Source organism: Pseudomonas sp. S9 (genome assembly GCF_000222125.1).
In the GTDB taxonomy this organism is placed as follows: Bacteria; Pseudomonadota; Gammaproteobacteria; order Pseudomonadales; family Pseudomonadaceae; genus Aquipseudomonas; species Aquipseudomonas segetis.
In genome coordinates, this window is sequence record NZ_AFFX01000012.1 from 67,654 (window position 1) to 84,111 (window position 16,458).

Annotated in this window: 15 protein-coding genes; 10 read left to right on the forward strand and 5 right to left on the reverse strand. The window is 58.1% G+C overall.

What is annotated here, in order from left to right; all coding sequences use genetic code 11:
• Position 1: 1 nt before the first annotated feature.
• The 3 genes from PSES9_RS0120145 to PSES9_RS0120155 form a co-directional block, all read right to left on the reverse strand.
• The gene (locus tag PSES9_RS0120145) at positions 2-769 is read right to left on the reverse strand and encodes a 3-hydroxyacyl-CoA dehydrogenase (RefSeq protein WP_010490018.1); all 768 of its coding nucleotides are present in this window, start codon (positions 767-769) and stop codon (positions 2-4) included.
• Between the two features lie 30 nt (positions 770-799).
• Positions 800-2,455 (reverse strand): acyl-CoA synthetase, encoded by a 1,656-nt coding sequence (locus PSES9_RS0120150; protein WP_010490020.1) that lies wholly within the window; start codon positions 2,453-2,455, stop codon positions 800-802.
• Between the two features lie 82 nt (positions 2,456-2,537).
• Entirely contained in the window at positions 2,538-3,593 is a 1,056-nt protein-coding gene (locus PSES9_RS0120155) for an AraC family transcriptional regulator (protein WP_010490021.1), read from the reverse strand.
• A 182-nt stretch (positions 3,594-3,775) separates the two neighbouring features.
• On the opposite strand from PSES9_RS0120155, the gene PSES9_RS0120160 reads away from it, so the two are divergent.
• The 6 genes from PSES9_RS0120160 (at position 3,776) to PSES9_RS0120185 (ending at position 10,843) form a co-directional block, all read left to right on the forward strand.
• A complete protein-coding gene (locus PSES9_RS0120160; RefSeq protein ID WP_010490023.1) occupies positions 3,776-4,150 on the forward strand; it encodes a MerR family transcriptional regulator in 375 nt (124 codons plus the stop codon).
• Positions 4,151-4,200: 50 nt separating this feature from the next.
• Positions 4,201-5,364 (forward strand): isovaleryl-CoA dehydrogenase, encoded by a 1,164-nt coding sequence (locus PSES9_RS0120165; RefSeq protein WP_010490026.1) that lies wholly within the window; start codon positions 4,201-4,203, stop codon positions 5,362-5,364.
• A 57-nt stretch (positions 5,365-5,421) separates the two neighbouring features.
• Positions 5,422-7,029, forward strand: coding sequence for a carboxyl transferase domain-containing protein (locus PSES9_RS0120170; RefSeq protein WP_010490027.1), 1,608 nt, complete (start codon positions 5,422-5,424; stop codon positions 7,027-7,029).
• 53 nt (positions 7,030-7,082) lie between these two features.
• Entirely contained in the window at positions 7,083-7,883 is an 801-nt protein-coding gene (locus PSES9_RS0120175) for a gamma-carboxygeranoyl-CoA hydratase (RefSeq protein ID WP_010490030.1), read from the forward strand.
• The gene (locus tag PSES9_RS0120180; protein WP_010490032.1) at positions 7,880-9,862 is read left to right on the forward strand and encodes an acetyl/propionyl/methylcrotonyl-CoA carboxylase subunit alpha; all 1,983 of its coding nucleotides are present in this window, start codon (positions 7,880-7,882) and stop codon (positions 9,860-9,862) included. The genes PSES9_RS0120175 and PSES9_RS0120180 overlap by 4 nt, the downstream gene beginning before the upstream one ends.
• Positions 9,863-9,937: 75 nt before the next feature.
• Complete coding sequence (locus tag PSES9_RS0120185) at positions 9,938-10,843, forward strand: hydroxymethylglutaryl-CoA lyase (protein WP_010490033.1); 906 nt, start codon at positions 9,938-9,940, stop codon at positions 10,841-10,843.
• A gap of 9 nt (positions 10,844-10,852) precedes the next feature.
• Here the strand turns inward: PSES9_RS0120185 and PSES9_RS0120190 are convergent, their stop codons facing one another.
• Positions 10,853-11,644, reverse strand: coding sequence for an IclR family transcriptional regulator (locus PSES9_RS0120190; RefSeq protein ID WP_010490036.1), 792 nt, complete (start codon positions 11,642-11,644; stop codon positions 10,853-10,855).
• A gap of 267 nt (positions 11,645-11,911) precedes the next feature.
• On the opposite strand from PSES9_RS0120190, the gene PSES9_RS0120195 reads away from it, so the two are divergent.
• The 3 genes from PSES9_RS0120195 (at position 11,912) to PSES9_RS0120205 (ending at position 14,716) form a co-directional block, all read left to right on the forward strand.
• On the forward strand, positions 11,912-13,252 hold the full coding sequence (locus PSES9_RS0120195; protein WP_010490038.1) for a short-chain fatty acid transporter: 1,341 nt from the start codon (positions 11,912-11,914) through the stop codon (positions 13,250-13,252).
• Positions 13,253-13,382: 130 nt separating this feature from the next.
• A complete protein-coding gene (locus PSES9_RS0120200) occupies positions 13,383-14,081 on the forward strand; it encodes a CoA transferase subunit A (RefSeq protein ID WP_010490039.1) in 699 nt (232 codons plus the stop codon).
• A gap of 2 nt (positions 14,082-14,083) precedes the next feature.
• Positions 14,084-14,716 carry a CoA transferase subunit B gene (locus PSES9_RS0120205; RefSeq protein WP_010490041.1) on the forward strand — a complete coding sequence of 211 codons (633 nt, stop codon included), beginning with the start codon at positions 14,084-14,086 and terminating at the stop codon, positions 14,714-14,716.
• Positions 14,717-14,782: 66 nt separating this feature from the next.
• Here PSES9_RS0120205 and PSES9_RS0120210 read toward each other — a convergent pair whose 3' ends face one another.
• Positions 14,783-16,006, reverse strand: coding sequence for a PilT/PilU family type 4a pilus ATPase (locus PSES9_RS0120210; protein WP_010490044.1), 1,224 nt, complete (start codon positions 16,004-16,006; stop codon positions 14,783-14,785).
• 166 nt (positions 16,007-16,172) lie between these two features.
• Between PSES9_RS0120210 and PSES9_RS0120215 the strand changes: the two genes are divergently transcribed.
• Positions 16,173-16,451, forward strand: a complete 279-nt coding sequence (locus tag PSES9_RS0120215; RefSeq protein ID WP_010490046.1) for a peptidylprolyl isomerase — start codon at positions 16,173-16,175, stop codon at positions 16,449-16,451.
• The last annotated feature ends 7 nt before the right edge of the window (positions 16,452-16,458 follow it).

The window sequence follows — 16,458 nt, forward strand, 5'->3', positions numbered from 1 at the left end:
ACTATTTGGCAGACATGCGCAAGGCGCCATCCAAGCGGATGGTCTCACCGTTAAGCATGCTGTTCTGGACGATGTGCAATACCAATGAGGCGTACTCTTCGGGTTTACCCAGGCGCGGCGGAAACGGCACATTGGCCGCCAGGCTCTCACGCACCTCCTGGGGCATGCCAGCCATCATCGGTGTTTCAAAGATGCCCGGCGCAATGCACATGACCCGTATGCCTGAGCGCGCCAGCTCACGGGCCAATGGCAGGGTCAAGCCAACCACTGCGCTCTTGGAGGCCGCATAGGCGGCCTGACCTATTTGCCCGTCAAATGCAGCAACCGAGGCCGTGTTGATCATCACCCCGCGCTCGCCATCGACCTGTGGTTCATTGCGTGCAATCGCCTCGGCCGCCAGGCGCAACATGTTGAAGGAGCCGATCAGGTTGATATCAATCACCTTGCGAAAACTCTCCAGCCCATGCACGCCATTGCGGCCCAGCAACTTTTCCGCAGGTGCAATACCTGCACAGTTGACCAGGCCGTGCAGGCCGCCGAAGTGCTCAACAGCCCGGTCAATAGCCATTCGAGCGGCATCTTCCTGGGTAATATCGACCGCAACGAACAAGGCGTTATCGCCCAGTTCGGTCGAACGTTGCTGGCCTGCTTCGGCATTGATATCTGCCAGCACCACCTTGGCGCCCGCATCGACCAGTTTGCGCGCTGTCGCCAGGCCCAGCCCGGAACTGCCGCCGGTGATTAAAAAGACACGTTGTTCAACCTGCATATTGATTAATCCTGTTTAGTCGCTGCACGTTCAGGCCGTCGCACCAAGCTGGCTCTGCTTGGCGACTTCCTGGTTGCGTAGTAAAAAGCGCTGGATCTTGCCGCTTGGGGTCTTTGGCAACTCATCGACAAACTCGATTTCCCGCGGATAAGCATGTGCCGAAAGCCGCTTGCGCACATGCTGCTGCAACGCTTCGGCAAGGGCTTCAGAGGCCGCAAACTGTGGCTGCAATACGACAAAGGCCTTTACCAGCTCGGTGCGCTCGGGGTCAGGCTTGCCAATTACGGCGGCCTCAATAACAGCCTCGTGCTCGATCAAGGCACTTTCAACGTCAAACGGCCCGATGCGATAGCCCGAAGTCGTGATCACATCATCGGCGCGACCGACAAAGCTGATGCTGCCGTCATCGTTAAGCTCAACCGTGTCGCCGCTCAGGTAATAGCGACCGCTGAAGGAGTTGGTGGGCATGCCTTGATACCCGGGAAACCAGAACAGCGGCGACTGACTCATATCCAGCGCCAGGTTGCCGGGCTGGCCGACACCAAGCTCATTACAGGCGCCATCAACCACCACTACACGATGCCCCGGCACCGCATAGCCAGCCGCACCAATGCGTACCGGATGCACATAGGCATGATGGTTGCACAAGACCATGCCCAGCTCGGTCTGGCCGTAATGGTCATGAATGGTGGTATCCAGCCCATCAGCAAACCAGCGGATAACCTCTGGCGTGAGCGGTTCCCCGGCGCTGCTCACGGCCCGCAAGCGGCCTTTCAGCAAGGGCTCGACCTGCTTTTTGGCAGCCAGCAGTAATCGATAAGCCGTTGGCGAACCCGCCAGATTGGTGATGCCGTACTTGCGGATAACCCTGCAGGTGCTTTCGACGCTGAACGCACCTTCGTAAAAGGTCGTGGGATGACCCAGGGCCAATGGCCCGGTCACGGCGTAGTACAAGCCATAGGCCCAACCGGGGTCCGCGACATTCCAGAACGCATCTTCGGGGCGCAAATCCACCGCATCGCGCATATAGCTGACAAACGCCAGAATCGCCTTCAACGGCACAGGAACCGGCTTGGCAGCGCCAGTGGTGCCCGAGGTGAACATCATCAGAAAGGGGTCTTCGGCGCTGCGCATCACTGGGGTGAACTGATCGTCATGGCGCTCAAGCTCAGCCCAGAAGCTAAAGTCACCCCGCTCGATACCCTGCCCCTTGGGACCGGATACCGTAACGCGCAGCGCATCATTGGCGACATCATCAAGCTTTGCTCGATTGCTGGCGTCCGTGACTATGACTTTTGAGCCTGCGGTATTGACCCGATGCTCAATCGCCTTGGGACCAAAGGCCGTGAACAGCGGCTGGTAAACCGCGCCCGCACGCCAAGTCCCCAGGATGGTGATAAGCAGCTCAACCTTGCGCCCGAGCATGCCGGATACACAATCACCCGGCATCACGCCCTGGCTGCGCAGGAAATTGGCAAAGCGTGCAGACTGTTGCTTGAGTTCGGCGAACGTATATGTGGCGCTGGAGCCGTCGGCACCTTCGTAAAACAAGGCCACCCGCCCAGGCAGCGCATGTCGGTCGCAACACTCGATGCAGGCGTTGATCCCATCCAGCGACCCCGCCAGGGTGGCGCTCATGGCGTGGGCAAAATCGAACTCACGGGCAGCAGCAAAGTAGTCACGCATCAGTCAACTCCGAGCTATTTTTTTTTGAGGAGTGGTAACCGATAGTCGCGCCCGGACGCGGTCCGGGCAATGTCTTAAGGGGTCAACCTGTCTGAGCAGTTTTGACAGTGACACCGCCTTGCGGCTGCATCATGGCCTGGTACTGGCCCGGGGTTGAACCTGTCCATTTCTTGAACGCCTTGTAGAACGCACTGGCATCAGCGAAGCCCAACTCGAACGCCAACTCATTGAAGTTGACTTCACCCTGGTTCAGGCGGTTAAGCGCCAGGTCGCGACGCACATGATCCTTGAAACTTTGGTAGAACTGCCCCTCCTGCGACAGCTTGCGCCGCAATGTCGAGGGCGCCATGAAAAAATGCGCGGAGATGGCTTCGATGTCCGGCCAGCGCTCGGGCTTTATGCCGCGCAGGTAAGCCTTGATGCGGGCCGCATGGCTTTGCGGGTCGCGGTACCTGACCAGAATGCCTTGCGGCGCGGCTTGCAGAAACTGCTTGAGCTCATCGGCACTGCGCCTGATCGGCAGATCAAGCCATTGCGCATTGAACAGCAGCCTTGAGTACGGACGACCGAACCGCAGGTTGTCACTGAACATCACCCGATAGTCTTCCAGGTAGTCAGGCTGAGGGCGCTGCACATCGATGGCAATGATTGGGATACGTCGCCCAACCAGCCAACACGCCAGGCCATGGACCATCATCCACAGGGTGAAGTCCGCGAATGCCCGAGGCCGCGTGGCCTGGGAATTGGGCGACTGATCAATCGCAATCTCCGCCATGCCGCCGGCGCGCAGCAAGCGCGGGGAAAAGTCTTCAAATATGAGCCCTAAAAAGCGCAAGGCACCGTGCAGAGCGGGCTCCAGGCTGGTTTCCTTGCTTGCGGTACGCGCCATAAATGCAAAGCTGCCGACCTTCATGCGCCGGGCATTGAGGCCAAAGAACTCGTCATCCATTTGCCGCGCCAGGTCTAGCCACAGCCGCGCATATTGCTCGCAGGTAACCCGGGCATAGGGTTTTGCCAATAATGCCGGAGCAATACCCGCTCTTGTGAGCAAGGGGCCGGAGTCCTGGCCTCTGCCCTGCAACTCCAGAACCGCCTCGGTTACCAGCCTTATGGAAATGGTGCCCTTGTCTGACTGCATGGATCCCTTGTTAGATCGTATTGGTCGCGCACATTCTCAGCGAACTTAGTATTTCGCACCTTGCGGCGAAAGTCGTACACCAGATTACGACAGAATGTAGACCGGTTATTTGTAGCGCAACAGCTTGACAGCCCTGCAAGGCAGCTTTACGTTTACGTAAAGGTTAATACGAGCAACCGGCAATGCCTACCTATTCCATTTCCGAACTGGCCCGCGAGTTGGATATCACCACACGCGCCATTCGCTTCTATGAAGAGCAGTCAATGCTCAGCCCCGAACGCCGTGGCCAGGAACGCATCTACAGCGCTAAAGACAAAGTCACCCTCAAGCTGATCCTGCGCGGCAAGCGCATCGGCTTTTCGCTGGCTGAGTGCAAAGAACTGATCGAGCTTTACGATCCCGTCCAAGGCAATCGCAAACAGCTTGAGAGCTTTATGCAGAAGATTTCGGAACGACGCATTCAGCTTCAACAGCAGCTATTGGACATTCAACAGATGCAGCTCGAACTCGATACAGCAGAAGAACGCTGCCTGAATGCACTAGCTGAAATCGAATAAAAACAATTTTTTAGCATTTAAATCTAAAGAAAATAATTACAGGTGAAACCATGAGCTACCCATCACTGAACTTCGCGTTTGGCGAAACCATCGATATGCTGCGCGACCAAACCCGAGCCTTTGTTGCGGCTGAATTGGCACCACGCGCGGCGACTATCGACAGCGAAAACCTGTTCCCTGCCGATATGTGGAAAAAGTTCGGCGACATGGGTTTGCTCGGTGTAACCGTCAGCGAAGAATACGGTGGCGCGGGCCTTGGCTACTTGGCACATGTCATCGCGATTGAAGAGATCAGCCGTGGTTCCGCTTCGGTTGGCCTGTCCTATGGCGCCCACTCCAACCTCTGTGTCAACCAGATCAACCGCAATGGCACAGCCGAACAAAAAGCCAAGTATCTGCCCAAGCTGATCTCTGGTGAGCACGTCGGCGCACTGGCCATGAGTGAACCCAATGCGGGCTCGGACGTGGTGTCGATGAAGCTTCGCGCCGACAAGCGTGGCGATCATTACCTGCTCAACGGCAGCAAGACCTGGATCACCAATGGCCCAGATGCCAACACCTATGTGATCTACGCCAAGACCGACCTGGAAAAAGGCCCGCACGGCATCACCGCCTTTATCGTCGAGCGCGACTGGAAAGGCTTCAGCCGTGGCAGCAAGTTCGACAAGCTCGGCATGCGCGGCTCCAACACCTGCGAGCTGTTCTTTGATGATGTCGAAGTGCCTATCGAAAACATCCTGGGTGTAGAAAACGGTGGGGTCAAGGTGCTGATGAGCGGCCTCGACTACGAGCGCGTGGTGCTTGCAGGCGGCCCGATTGGCATCATGCAGGCCTGCATGGATGTGGTGGTGCCCTACATTCATGACCGCAAGCAATTCGGCCAGAGCATCGGTGAATTCCAGCTGATTCAGGGCAAGGTGGCAGACATGTACACCCAGCTCAATGCCAGCCGCGCCTATCTGTATGCGGTTGCCCAGGCTTGCGATCGCGGCGAAACCACACGCAAGGACGCTGCCGGGGTGATCCTCTACAGCGCCGAGCGCGCAACGCAAATGGCCCTGGATGCCATTCAGATTCTCGGTGGTAACGGCTACATCAACGAGTTTCCGACCGGGCGCCTGCTGCGCGATGCCAAGCTATATGAAATTGGTGCCGGCACCAGTGAAATCCGGCGCATGCTCATTGGCCGCGAACTGTTCAACGAGACCAAGTAAGCCTTTGCCTTGGCTGGGCGCCGGTGTCTCGCCGCCCCTTTTCATGGAGTTCGCCTGATGGCTGTACTACACACCCAGATCAACACCCGTTCAGCGGATTTTGCCGCCAATAGCAAGGCTATGGCTGCACAAGTCGACGCCCTGCATACGCTGCTCGCACAGATTCACCAGGGCGGTGGAGCCAAGGCCCAGGAGCGCCACAGCTCCCGTGGCAAGCTGCTGCCTCGCGAACGGATCAATCAATTGCTCGACCTTGGCTCGCCCTTCCTTGAGCTCAGCCAGTTGGCCGCCCATGAAGTCTATGGCGAAAGCGTGCCTGCCGCCGGCATAGTGGCGGGCATAGGTCGGGTCGAGGGCGTCGAGTGCATGATTGTTGCCAACGACGCCACGGTAAAAGGCGGCAGCTATTATCCACTGACCGTGAAAAAGCATCTGCGGGCGCAAACCATCGCCCAACAGAACCGCTTGCCGTGCATCTATCTGGTTGATTCGGGGGGTGCCAACCTGCCTCGCCAGGATGAAGTATTCCCAGACCGCGAACACTTCGGCCGGATCTTCTTCAATCAGGCCAACATGAGCGCCATGGGCATTCCCCAGGTCGCCGTGGTGATGGGCTCGTGCACCGCCGGGGGCGCCTATGTGCCAGCCATGGCCGACGAAGCGATCATGGTACGCAACCAGGCCACGATCTTCCTCGCCGGTCCGCCACTGGTCAAAGCGGCAACGGGTGAAGTCGTCAGCGCCGAAGACCTAGGCGGCGCTGATGTACACTGCAAAACATCCGGCGTTGCTGATCACTATGCCGAAGACGATGCCCACGCCCTCGCCTTGTGTCGGCGCAGCATCGCCAACCTAAACTGGCGCAAGCTCGGGCAGATCAATACCCGCGAACCCATTCAGCCGCTGTACGACAGCCAGGAGCTGTATGGCGTGATTCCGGTTGATGCCAAACAGCCTTTCGATGTCCGTGAAGTGATCTCACGGCTGGTCGATGGCTCGGTATTCGATGAATACAAGGCTCTGTTTGGCAGCACGCTGGTCTGCGGTTTTGCGCATATCAATGGCTATCCGGTGGCGATCCTCGCCAATAACGGGATCTTGTTTGCCGAATCGGCCCAAAAAGGCGCCAATTTTATCGAACTGGCCTGCCAGCGCAAAATCCCCTTGGTATTCCTGCAGAACATCACCGGCTTCATGGTCGGGCAGAAATACGAAGCCGGCGGCATAGCCAAGCATGGCGCCAAGCTGGTCAATGCGGTGGCCTGCGCCAAGGTACCCAAGTTCACGGTCATTATCGGTGGCAGCTTCGGTGGGGGGGACTATGGCATGTGTGGCCGGGCCTATGATCCGCGCTTTCTCTGGATGTGGCCCAATGCCCGCATCGGCGTGATGGGCGCCGAACAGGCCGCTGGCGTATTGGTGCAGGTCAAGCGCGAGCAAGCCCAGCGCGCAGGCGAGGCATTCAGCGCCGAGCAGGAACAACAGCTCAAACAACCGATTCTTGACCAATACGAAGCCCAGGGGCACCCGTACTACTCTAGCGCGCGGCTATGGGACGACGGCGTTATCGACCCGGCGCAAACCCGTGAAGTACTCAGCCTGGCGCTTTCAGCCAGCCTCAACGCCGCCATTGAGCCAAGCACGTTTGGCGTATTTCGCATGTAACAGCGCCCCACTCGCGCAAACGCCCTGCCCCGAATATCAAAAGAGTTAATGGCATGACTGACTTCACCACACTCGAACTGACAAAAGCCGCCAATGGCGCTGCTACGCTTTGGCTGGATCGGCCGGACAAGAACAATGCCTTCAACGCGCAAATGATCCGCGAGCTGATTCTGGCACTGGATGATATCCAAGCCGATAAATCCCTGCGTTTCCTGATCGTTCGTGGCCGTGGCAAGCATTTCAGCGCAGGCGCCGACCTGGCCTGGATGCAGGCCAGCGCCCAACTCGACTACAACGCCAACCTGAGCGACGCCCGCGAGCTGGCAGAGCTGATGCACAATCTCTATCAGTTGAAAATCCCGACGCTGGCAGTGGTCCAAGGTGCGGCATTTGGCGGCCCCCTGGGCCTGATCAGTTGCTGCGACATGGCTATCGGTGCCGAGGATGCCTTGCTCAGCCTCAGCGAAGTACGCATTGGTCTTGCACCAGCGGTGATCAGTCCCTTTGTGGTGCAAGCCATAGGCGAACGCGCGGCACGCCGCTTTGCCCTGACGGGGGAACGCTTCAGCGGTAAACAGGCGCAGCAACTGGGCCTGTTCGCCGAATGCTACCCCGCCAGCGAGCTGGAGGCACAAGTCGATGCCTGGAGCGCCAATTTGCTGCTCAACAGCCCGCAAGCCATGCGCGCCACCAAGGATTTGCTTAAAGAAGTCGGCAGCGGTGTATTAACCCCAGCCCTGCGCCGCTACACCGAGAACGCCATTGCGCGGATTCGCGTCAGCGCCGAGGGTCAAGAAGGCCTCAATGCCTTTCTCGAAAAACGCACACCCGCCTGGCAGGAGCCTCAAGCATGAGCCAGAAGCTAAATACCATCGACACCATTCTGGTCGCCAACCGTGGCGAAATTGCCTGCCGGGTGATGCAAACCGCCCGGCAACTGGGTTTGCGAACGGTAGCGGTACACAGCTCCATTGACCGCGATGCGCGCCACGTACGCGAAGCCGATGTGGCGGTGGACTTGGGTGGCGCCAAACCTGGCGACAGCTATTTGTGTATAGACGCGATCATCGAGGCGGCCAAGGCCAGCGGTGCCCAAGCCATCCATCCGGGTTATGGTTTTCTTTCGGAAAACGCCGACTTTGCTCGCGCTATCGACAAGGCCGGGTTGATATTCCTCGGCCCGCCCGCCTCGGCAATTGATGCAATGGGCAGTAAATCTGCTGCCAAAGCGTTGATGGAACAGGCTGGAGTGCCCTTGGTGCCTGGCTATCACGGCGCCGCACAGGATGTCGAAACCTTCCTCAATACCGCCGAAGTCATCGGCTACCCGGTGCTGCTCAAGGCCACGGCTGGCGGCGGCGGTAAAGGCATGAAGGTGGTTGAGCACGCCTCGGAAATGGCTGATGCGCTGGCATCGGCGCAACGTGAGGCGCAATCATCCTTTGGCGACTCGCGCATGCTGATCGAGAAATATGTGCTCAAGCCGCGTCATGTCGAAATACAGGTATTCGCCGACCAACATGGCAATTGCCTGTATCTCAATGAGCGCGACTGCTCGATACAACGCCGCCACCAAAAAGTCGTCGAAGAGGCGCCCGCCCCAGGCCTGTCGCCCGCGCTACGCCAGGCCATGGGCGAAGCTGCAGTCAAAGCCGCGCAAGCTATTGGCTATGTAGGTGCAGGCACCGTTGAGTTCCTGCTCGATGCCCGCGGTGAATTCTTCTTTATGGAGATGAATACCCGGCTACAGGTCGAACACCCTGTCACTGAAGCAATCACCGGGCTTGACCTGGTGGCCTGGCAGATCCGTACAGCCCGTGGCGAGCCCTTGCCAATGTCGCAGGACCAAGTCCCGCTTAATGGCCATGCGATTGAAGTGCGTCTTTATGCCGAAGACCCTGCAAATGACTTTCTACCTTCTACCGGCAAGCTCCACATCTACCGTGAAGCCAGCGCTGGCGAGGGTCGGCGCATTGATTCGGGTGTTGCAGAGGGTGATGAAGTCTCGCCGTTTTACGACCCCATGCTCGGCAAGCTGATTGCCTGGGGCGCTAACCGCGAAGAAGCCCGCCTGCGTATGCTGGCCATGCTCAATGACACCCATGTTGCCGGCGTTCGCACCAACCTGGCCTTCTTGAAGCGCGTACTCGGTCATCCGGCATTCGCCGCCGCCGAACTGGATACCGGGTTTATTCCGCGCTACCAGGATGTGCTCCTGCCAGAACCAGGCACCCTGCCCGATGAGTTCTGGCAAGTTGCTGCCGAAGGCTTTGTGCAAAGCCAAACACCACGCCTGGCCGCAGAAGATCCGCACTCACCCTGGGCCCAGCTCAGGGGTTGGCGCGCAGGGTTGCCCGGCGAGGTGGATCTGCACCTTGTCTCTGGCGATCAACAACAGCAGGTACAACTGCGCAATAGCGCGCCTTCGCAGCTGAGGTTGTGCGGCGATCAGCTGCGCGTTGAACGTAACGGGGTACGCACCGCGCACCTGCTTGTCCGCCGTGGTGACAGCCTGTTCATCGAATGGGAAGGCGAACTGCACAAGGTGGACAAGTTGGACCCCATCGCAGTTGCGCAACATAGCCACGACCACCAAGGCGGCCTGGCCGCGCCAATGAACGGCAGCATTGTGCGCATACTGGCCGAACCGGGTGCTCGGGTTGAAGCCGGTGCCGCGCTGGTGGTGCTCGAAGCGATGAAGATGGAGCACAGCATTCGCGCGCCCCATGCAGGCACAGTCAATGCCTTGTTTTGCACCGAAGGTGAAATGGTCAGCGAAGGCACTGTGTTGGTAGAAATTGCTTTGGATGCAGGGGAAAGTGCGGGCGCCTAATCTTATATTTAAGGTTAACTTATGATCATAACCTTTTGATTTTTCATAATAGTTTAATCGCATTGGAGCTAGAGCATGACCCTGCCGCACTATGTTCGACTGGTTGAAGTTGGCCCGCGCGATGGCTTGCAGAATGAGAAGCAACCCATCAGCGTTGGCGACAAAGTCCGGCTGGTCGATGACCTGACCGATGCGGGCCTTGGCTACATTGAAGTCGGGAGTTTTGTCTCGGCCAAATGGGTGCCGCAAATGGCTGGCAGTGAAGAGGTGTTCGCCCAAATCCAGCAGCGCGCAGGCGTAACCTATGCGGCCCTGACACCGAACCTGCGTGGCTTCGAGAGCGCGCTTGCGGCTGGGGTTAAGGAAGTCGCCGTATTTGCTGCGGCATCCGAGTCGTTCTCACGGAAGAATATCAATTGCTCAATCAAGGACAGCCTGGAGCGCTTTGAACCTGTGATGCAGGCCGCCGAGCAACAGGGCATTCGTGTGCGCGGCTATGTATCCTGCGTGCTCGGCTGCCCCTATGAAGGCGAAATCGCCCCCGAGCAGGTCGCCTGGGTCAGCAAGGCATTGCTTGATATGGGCTGCTATGAAATATCCCTTGGCGACACCATCGGCAAGGGCACCGCTGGCGCAACCCGCCACTTGCTCGACACCGTTGCTCGGCAAGTTCCACGACACAAGTTAGCCGGACACTTCCACGATACCTACGGCCAGGGCTTGAGCAACATCTATGCAAGCCTGCTCGAGGGCATCAGCGTGTTTGACAGCTCGGTTGCAGGCCTGGGCGGCTGCCCCTATGCCAAGGGCGCCACCGGCAATATTGCCACGGAAGACGTGGTCTATCTGCTCAACGGGTTGGGGATCGAGACCGGGATCGACCTGCACAAGCTCGCGGCAGCAGGCCAGCGAATCTGCAACCTGCTCGGCAAGACCAATGGCTCCCGGGCGGCCAGTGCCTTGCTGGCAGCCGCAGACTAAATGACGCGGTTAAGGTTTGACGTAACCCATCCGCCAACTGATGGCTTCTGCGGTTTGCCTGACACGCTCAGCCGCCATGCCCGCCTCGTCGGCATCAAACACCCTGGCCGAGCCGACAACGGTCAGTACCGCAGCGACGCGTCCATAGGCATCGAACACCGGCGCCGACACCGCATCAACGCCCGGCATCAGCATTCCATGCACCGCATGCAGCCCCTGCTCACGAACTTGCTGTAGATGTTGCTGATACCGAGTGCTATCCGCCAGCGAATGATTGCAGTCAGCCTGCAACTCGTGTTCACGCAGCTGCCTCGTCTCGGCCTCCGGCAAGTAGGCGGCAAAGGTCAGGCCGGTCGCCGAGCTCAACAACGGCAGGACCGAGCCGACCTTGGTCACCAGGGTCACAGCCCGGCTCGCCTGCTGCAACTGGACAACGGTTGCGCCTTTGTTGGCCCAGACAGCCAAAAAGCAGCTTTCATTGAGTGCATCACGCAACTCGGCCAAGGGCACTGCAGCAACCTTGAGTACATCCATGCTGGCCAACGCCGCCAAACCCACCATCAGCGCTTCACGACCAAGGGCGTAATGATTGGTCACTTGATCCTGCTGGGCAAAACCGCTGGCAATCAGTGCCTGGAGGTAGCGGTGAACCTTGCTTGCGGGCATCTGCACATGCTCAGCCAGATTCGACAGGGAGGTCGATGGGCTCAGCTCTGCCAGAGCCTTGAGGATATCGGTGCCAACCTCGGCCGAACGAACCTTCTGCTTGTTCGAGACTTCACGACTCAGGGGCTTTTCCATTCAATGCTCGGTAGATGATGATGGCTTTATGGCTTGACGCAAAATTATACACAAATTACGTTAATCAAAATCTGATTACGACTAGAGCCGTACAAGCCAATCCAGCGCCTCGCAATATTTAACCAAACCAAGCCAGGACGCCCGATTTAGACCTTCTGCGTATATCCTGAACAGTTTGATTCAGTAACACTGAGCACTCGCTGTCAAACCCGCTGCAACAAAGAACGCTATCTTGGTTGCAGGCATAACAACAACATAGGATCGACCATGCTTTCATCAATTACCGCCTTGAGCGTAAAGCTTGTCCAGCGCTACCTGCCCTCACCTTTTGTCTTCGCCATTCTGCTGAGCCTGATCGTGCTGGTCGCCAGTATGCTCAGCACCGGCCAGAGCCTGCCACAGATGGCCCAACACTGGGGCGGCGGTTTCTGGAACCTGTTGACCTTTGCCATGCAGATGGCCCTCATCCTGGTCACAGGCCATGCCCTGGCCAGCGCGCCCCTGATCCACCGTTTGCTTGGCGCCCTGGCTCGCGTCGCGAAGTCGCCTGGCCAAGCCATTGTTCTGGTGACCTTGGTGGCCTTGGCTGGCGCCTGGATCAACTGGGGTTTTGGCTTGGTCATTGGTGCGGTTTTCGCCCGCGCACTGGCGCGTGAGGTCAAGGGCGTTGATTATCCACTGCTGGTGGCTTCCGCATATTCTGGCTTCCTGATCTGGCACGGCGGCCTGTCCGGCTCGATCCCGCTGTCGCTGGCCACCGGCGGTGCCGATCTGTCGCGGATGACCGGCGGCGTTGTGACCTCAGCCATTGGCGTGGGCGAAACCCTGTTCACGCCGATGAACCTGACCATTATTGCCCTGCTGGTTATCGGCCTGCCTTTACTCAACCGAGCGATGCATCCCGCCCTGCCGAAGGTTGCAGACCCAAGCCTGTTGGTGGATGCCGAAGACTCGGCACTGCCACGCGAAACGCCAGCACAGCGCCTGGATGACAGCCGTATCCTCAACCTGATCATCGTTGCGGTCGCGGTAATCTATTTCACCTATTACTTCATCAATAACGGCCTTGCCCTCAGCCTCAATATCGTTATCGGCCTGTTCCTCTTTGTTGGCCTGTTCCTGCATGGCTCGCCTGAGCGCTATATGCGGGCGGTACAAGATGGCATTGGCGGCATCAGTGGCATTGTCATCCAGTTTCCGTTCTATGCCGGGATCATGGGCATGATGGTTGGTGCAAATGCCGATGGCATCTCACTAGGCAAGCAGGTCACCGATGCATTTGTCACCTGGTCGAACGCTGACACCTTCCCGGTGCTGGCCTTCCTCAGCGCTGGCTTGGTCAACGTCTTCGTACCATCCGGTGGTGGCCAGTGGGCGGTCCAAGGCCCAATCATGTTGCCTGCAGGCCAGGCACTTGGGGTTGCACCGGCGGTAACCGCAATGGCCATTGCCTGGGGCGACGCCTGGACCAATATGATCCAACCCTTCTGGGCCTTGCCGTTGCTTGGCATCGCCGGGCTGGGTGCTCGCGACATCATGGGCTATTGCCTGCTGATGCTGGTCTACTCGGGCATTGTCATCTCAGGTTGCTTGTATTTTTTCGGCTGATAAAGCCCTTCTAGAGAACAGCAACAAAAGTCGGCGGATTGCTAGTAAATGTCGCTGCAGGTCAAGCCGCCGCAGCCCGGTTAACCTCTACTTATGGACCTGGCCGGGCACTCATCGAGGAGTTAATCAAATGAATAAAATCTACCCCAGCGCCCAAGAGGCTCTCGCCGGATTGGTTGAAGACGGCATGACCCTGGCGGTCGGTGGTTTTGGCTTGTGCGGGATTCCCGAGGCGCTGATTGCAGCACTGCGCGAGACCGGCAAGCGCAAACTGACAGTGATCAGCAACAACGCCGGGGTCGACGGCTTTGGCCTGGGGCTTCTGCTTGAAAGCCGGCAAATCAGCAAGATGATTTCTTCCTATGTCGGCGAGAACAAGGAGTTCGAGCGTCAGTACCTTGCCGGCGAGCTTGAGCTCGAATTCACCCCGCAAGGCACCCTGGCTGAAAAGCTGCGGGCAGGCGGCGCTGGCATCCCTGCGTTCTACACCAAGACGGGCTACGGCACGTTGGTTGCCGAAGGCAAGGAAACCCGCGAGTTTGATGGCGAATGGTATGTGATGGAGCGGTCACTGACCGCTGATATCGCCCTGGTCAAGGCCTGGAAAGCCGACAAGTCAGGAAACTTGGTGTTCAGCAAGACGGCGCGTAACTTCAACCCACTGGCCGCAGCCGCAGGCAAGGTTTGCATTGTCGAGGTAGAGGAAATCGTCGAAACCGGCGAGCTTGAGGCAGACCATATCCATCTGCCGGGTATCTACGTGCAACGTCTGGTGCTGAATAAATCTCCAGAGAAACGCATCGAACAACGCACACTGCGGAGCGCTTAATCATGGCCTGGACACGTGAACAAATGGCGCAACGCGCCGCACAGGAGCTCAACGACGGCTTCTACGTAAACCTTGGCATAGGCCTGCCAACCCTGGTTGCCAACTACATCCCGCAAGGCATGGACGTGTGGCTGCAAAGCGAAAACGGCCTGATGGGCATCGGCCCTTTCCCTACCGAAGCCGAAGTCGATCCCGACCTGATCAACGCAGGCAAACAAACCATTACCACCCTGCCCGGCAGCGCTTTTTTTGATAGCGCCGCAAGCTTTGCGATGATCCGCGGCGGCCACATCAACCTGTCGATCCTGGGCGCGATGCAGGTTTCTGAAAAAGGTGATCTGGCCAACTGGATGATTCCCGGCAAGATGGTCAAGGGCATGGGCGGCGCCATGGATCTGGTCGCCGGGGTCAAGCGTGTGGTGGTGCTGATGGAGCACACCGCCAAAGGCGGCGCCCACAAGATTCTGCCCAGCTGCGACCTGCCGCTGACAGGCGTCGGCGTTGTCGACCGCATCATCACCGACCTTGCGGTGCTTGATGTGACCGAACAAGGCATGCGCGTCGTTGAGCTGGCCGATGGTGTCAGCTTTGAAGAGCTCCAGGCTGCGACCGGCTGCACCTTGTTGCGAGACTGAACAGCCTCGCCCTGACAGCAAAAAGCCCGGCATGCCGGGCTTTTTGCTGTCAGGGCTAAGGTGGCACTAGATACCTTGTCTGCCAGGGTCCTCCGGCGGGGTATCCACTTCAATGTCTTCAAGCTTCAACTCAAGTCCCCAGTCGGCTGCATCAGCAGTCGGTGCAGGTTTCGCCTGCGCAACTGGCGCCGCTGCCGGGGTTGCTGCAGGCGCAGCGGGTGCAGCGGGTGTTTCGCGATAGAGCTTCAACTTAAGCCGAACGTTGTTTGCTGAATCGGCGTTTTTAACTGCTTCTTCCTCATCAATCGCACCTTGATTAACCAAGTCGATCAAGGCCTGATCGAAGGTCTGCATGCCCAGGTTTTTCGATTTCTCCATGATTTCCTTGATCTCGGAGAACTCGTTGCGCTTGATCAGATCGCGCACCGTCGGCGTGCCCAATAGCACCTCGACCGCTGCGCGCCGCTTGCCATCCGTGGTCTTGACCAGCCGCTGGGACACGAACGCCTTGAGGTTGTTACCCAGATCATTCAGCAGTTGCGGCCGGCGGTCTTCGGGGAAGAAGTTGATAATCCGGTCGAGCGCCTGATTGGCGTTGTTGGCGTGCAAGGTGGAAATAGCCAAATGACCGGTATCGGCAAATGCCAGCGCGTGCTCCATGGTTTCGCGGTCACGAATCTCGCCGATAAGGATCACATCCGGTGCCTGGCGCAGGGTGTTTTTCAGCGCCGCATGGAAGCTGCGCGTATCAACGCCGACCTCACGCTGGTTGATGATCGACTTCTTGTGCCGGTGCACGTATTCAACCGGGTCTTCAATGGTGATGATATGCCCGCCACTGTTGCGATTGCGGTAATCAATCAAGGCCGCCAGCGAGGTCGACTTGCCTGAACCGGTGCCGCCGACAAACAAAACCAGGCCACGTTTTTCCATCACGGTACTGAGCAGCACTTCTGGCAGTTTCAGGTCTTCAAACTTGGGAATATCGAGCTTGATGTTCCGCGCCACGATCGAGACTTCATTGCGCTGCTTGAAGATATTGATCCGAAAGCGCCCCACTCCCGGCACAGACATCGCCAGGTTCATTTCCAGCTCACGCTCGAACTCTTCACGCTGGGCAACGTCCATGATGGCATCCGCCACCGCAGCAATATCGCCAGGCTTTAACGGCTCTGCGCTCAAGGCCTTGAGCATGCCGTTGAACTTGGCGCAAGGCGGAGCCCCTGTCGACAGGTACAAATCAGAGCCGTCTTGGCTGGCCAGAATTTTGAGTAACGATTGAATGTCCATGTGTGCGTCCGCAAGACAGGTTCTATAACAGTAGGCGAGTTCTGAGGGTCGATAACTCCAGTGTGCAGCCCCCAGATTCACTGCCATCTAGATGTTCGCCGGGATAATTTCAGCGATTTGCTAAATACTGGCACAATACGGCGCATGAACCTGTGAGGAACCGCCCATGGCCAAAGCAATGGCTAAACATATTTTGGTGAAAACTGAAGCCGAAGCGGCTCAACTGAAGAAACGCCTGGCTGCGGGCGAAGCGTTCGACGTACTGGCGCGCAAGTACTCGACTTGCCCTTCGGGCAAGCGTGGTGGTGATCTGGGCGAGGTTCGCCCGGGGCAAATGGTCCGTGCGATCGATCAGGTGATCTTCAAGAAGCCGCTACGCGAAGTCCATGGCCCGATCAAAAGCCAGTTTGGTTACCACCTGGTCCAGGTGTTTTTCCGCGACTGATCCCCCT

Excerpts from the sequence above, each read along its gene's own strand:
- PSES9_RS0120145 (WP_010490018.1), bottom strand. The coding sequence starts at position 769 with ATGCAGGTTGAACAACGTGTCTTTTTAATCACCGGCGGCAGTTCCGGG.
- PSES9_RS0120150 (WP_010490020.1), bottom strand. The coding sequence starts at position 2,455 with ATGCGTGACTACTTTGCTGCTGCCCGTGAGTTCGATTTTGCCCACGCC.
- PSES9_RS0120155 (WP_010490021.1), bottom strand. The coding sequence starts at position 3,593 with ATGCAGTCAGACAAGGGCACCATTTCCATAAGGCTGGTAACCGAGGCG.
- PSES9_RS0120160 (WP_010490023.1), top strand. The coding sequence starts at position 3,776 with ATGCCTACCTATTCCATTTCCGAACTGGCCCGCGAGTTGGATATCACC.
- PSES9_RS0120165 (WP_010490026.1), top strand. The coding sequence starts at position 4,201 with ATGAGCTACCCATCACTGAACTTCGCGTTTGGCGAAACCATCGATATG.
- PSES9_RS0120170 (WP_010490027.1), top strand. The coding sequence starts at position 5,422 with ATGGCTGTACTACACACCCAGATCAACACCCGTTCAGCGGATTTTGCC.
- PSES9_RS0120175 (WP_010490030.1), top strand. The coding sequence starts at position 7,083 with ATGACTGACTTCACCACACTCGAACTGACAAAAGCCGCCAATGGCGCT.
- PSES9_RS0120180 (WP_010490032.1), top strand. The coding sequence starts at position 7,880 with ATGAGCCAGAAGCTAAATACCATCGACACCATTCTGGTCGCCAACCGT.
- PSES9_RS0120185 (WP_010490033.1), top strand. The coding sequence starts at position 9,938 with ATGACCCTGCCGCACTATGTTCGACTGGTTGAAGTTGGCCCGCGCGAT.
- PSES9_RS0120190 (WP_010490036.1), bottom strand. The coding sequence starts at position 11,644 with ATGGAAAAGCCCCTGAGTCGTGAAGTCTCGAACAAGCAGAAGGTTCGT.
- PSES9_RS0120195 (WP_010490038.1), top strand. The coding sequence starts at position 11,912 with ATGCTTTCATCAATTACCGCCTTGAGCGTAAAGCTTGTCCAGCGCTAC.
- PSES9_RS0120200 (WP_010490039.1), top strand. The coding sequence starts at position 13,383 with ATGAATAAAATCTACCCCAGCGCCCAAGAGGCTCTCGCCGGATTGGTT.
- PSES9_RS0120205 (WP_010490041.1), top strand. The coding sequence starts at position 14,084 with ATGGCCTGGACACGTGAACAAATGGCGCAACGCGCCGCACAGGAGCTC.
- PSES9_RS0120210 (WP_010490044.1), bottom strand. The coding sequence starts at position 16,006 with ATGGACATTCAATCGTTACTCAAAATTCTGGCCAGCCAAGACGGCTCT.
- PSES9_RS0120215 (WP_010490046.1), top strand. The coding sequence starts at position 16,173 with ATGGCCAAAGCAATGGCTAAACATATTTTGGTGAAAACTGAAGCCGAA.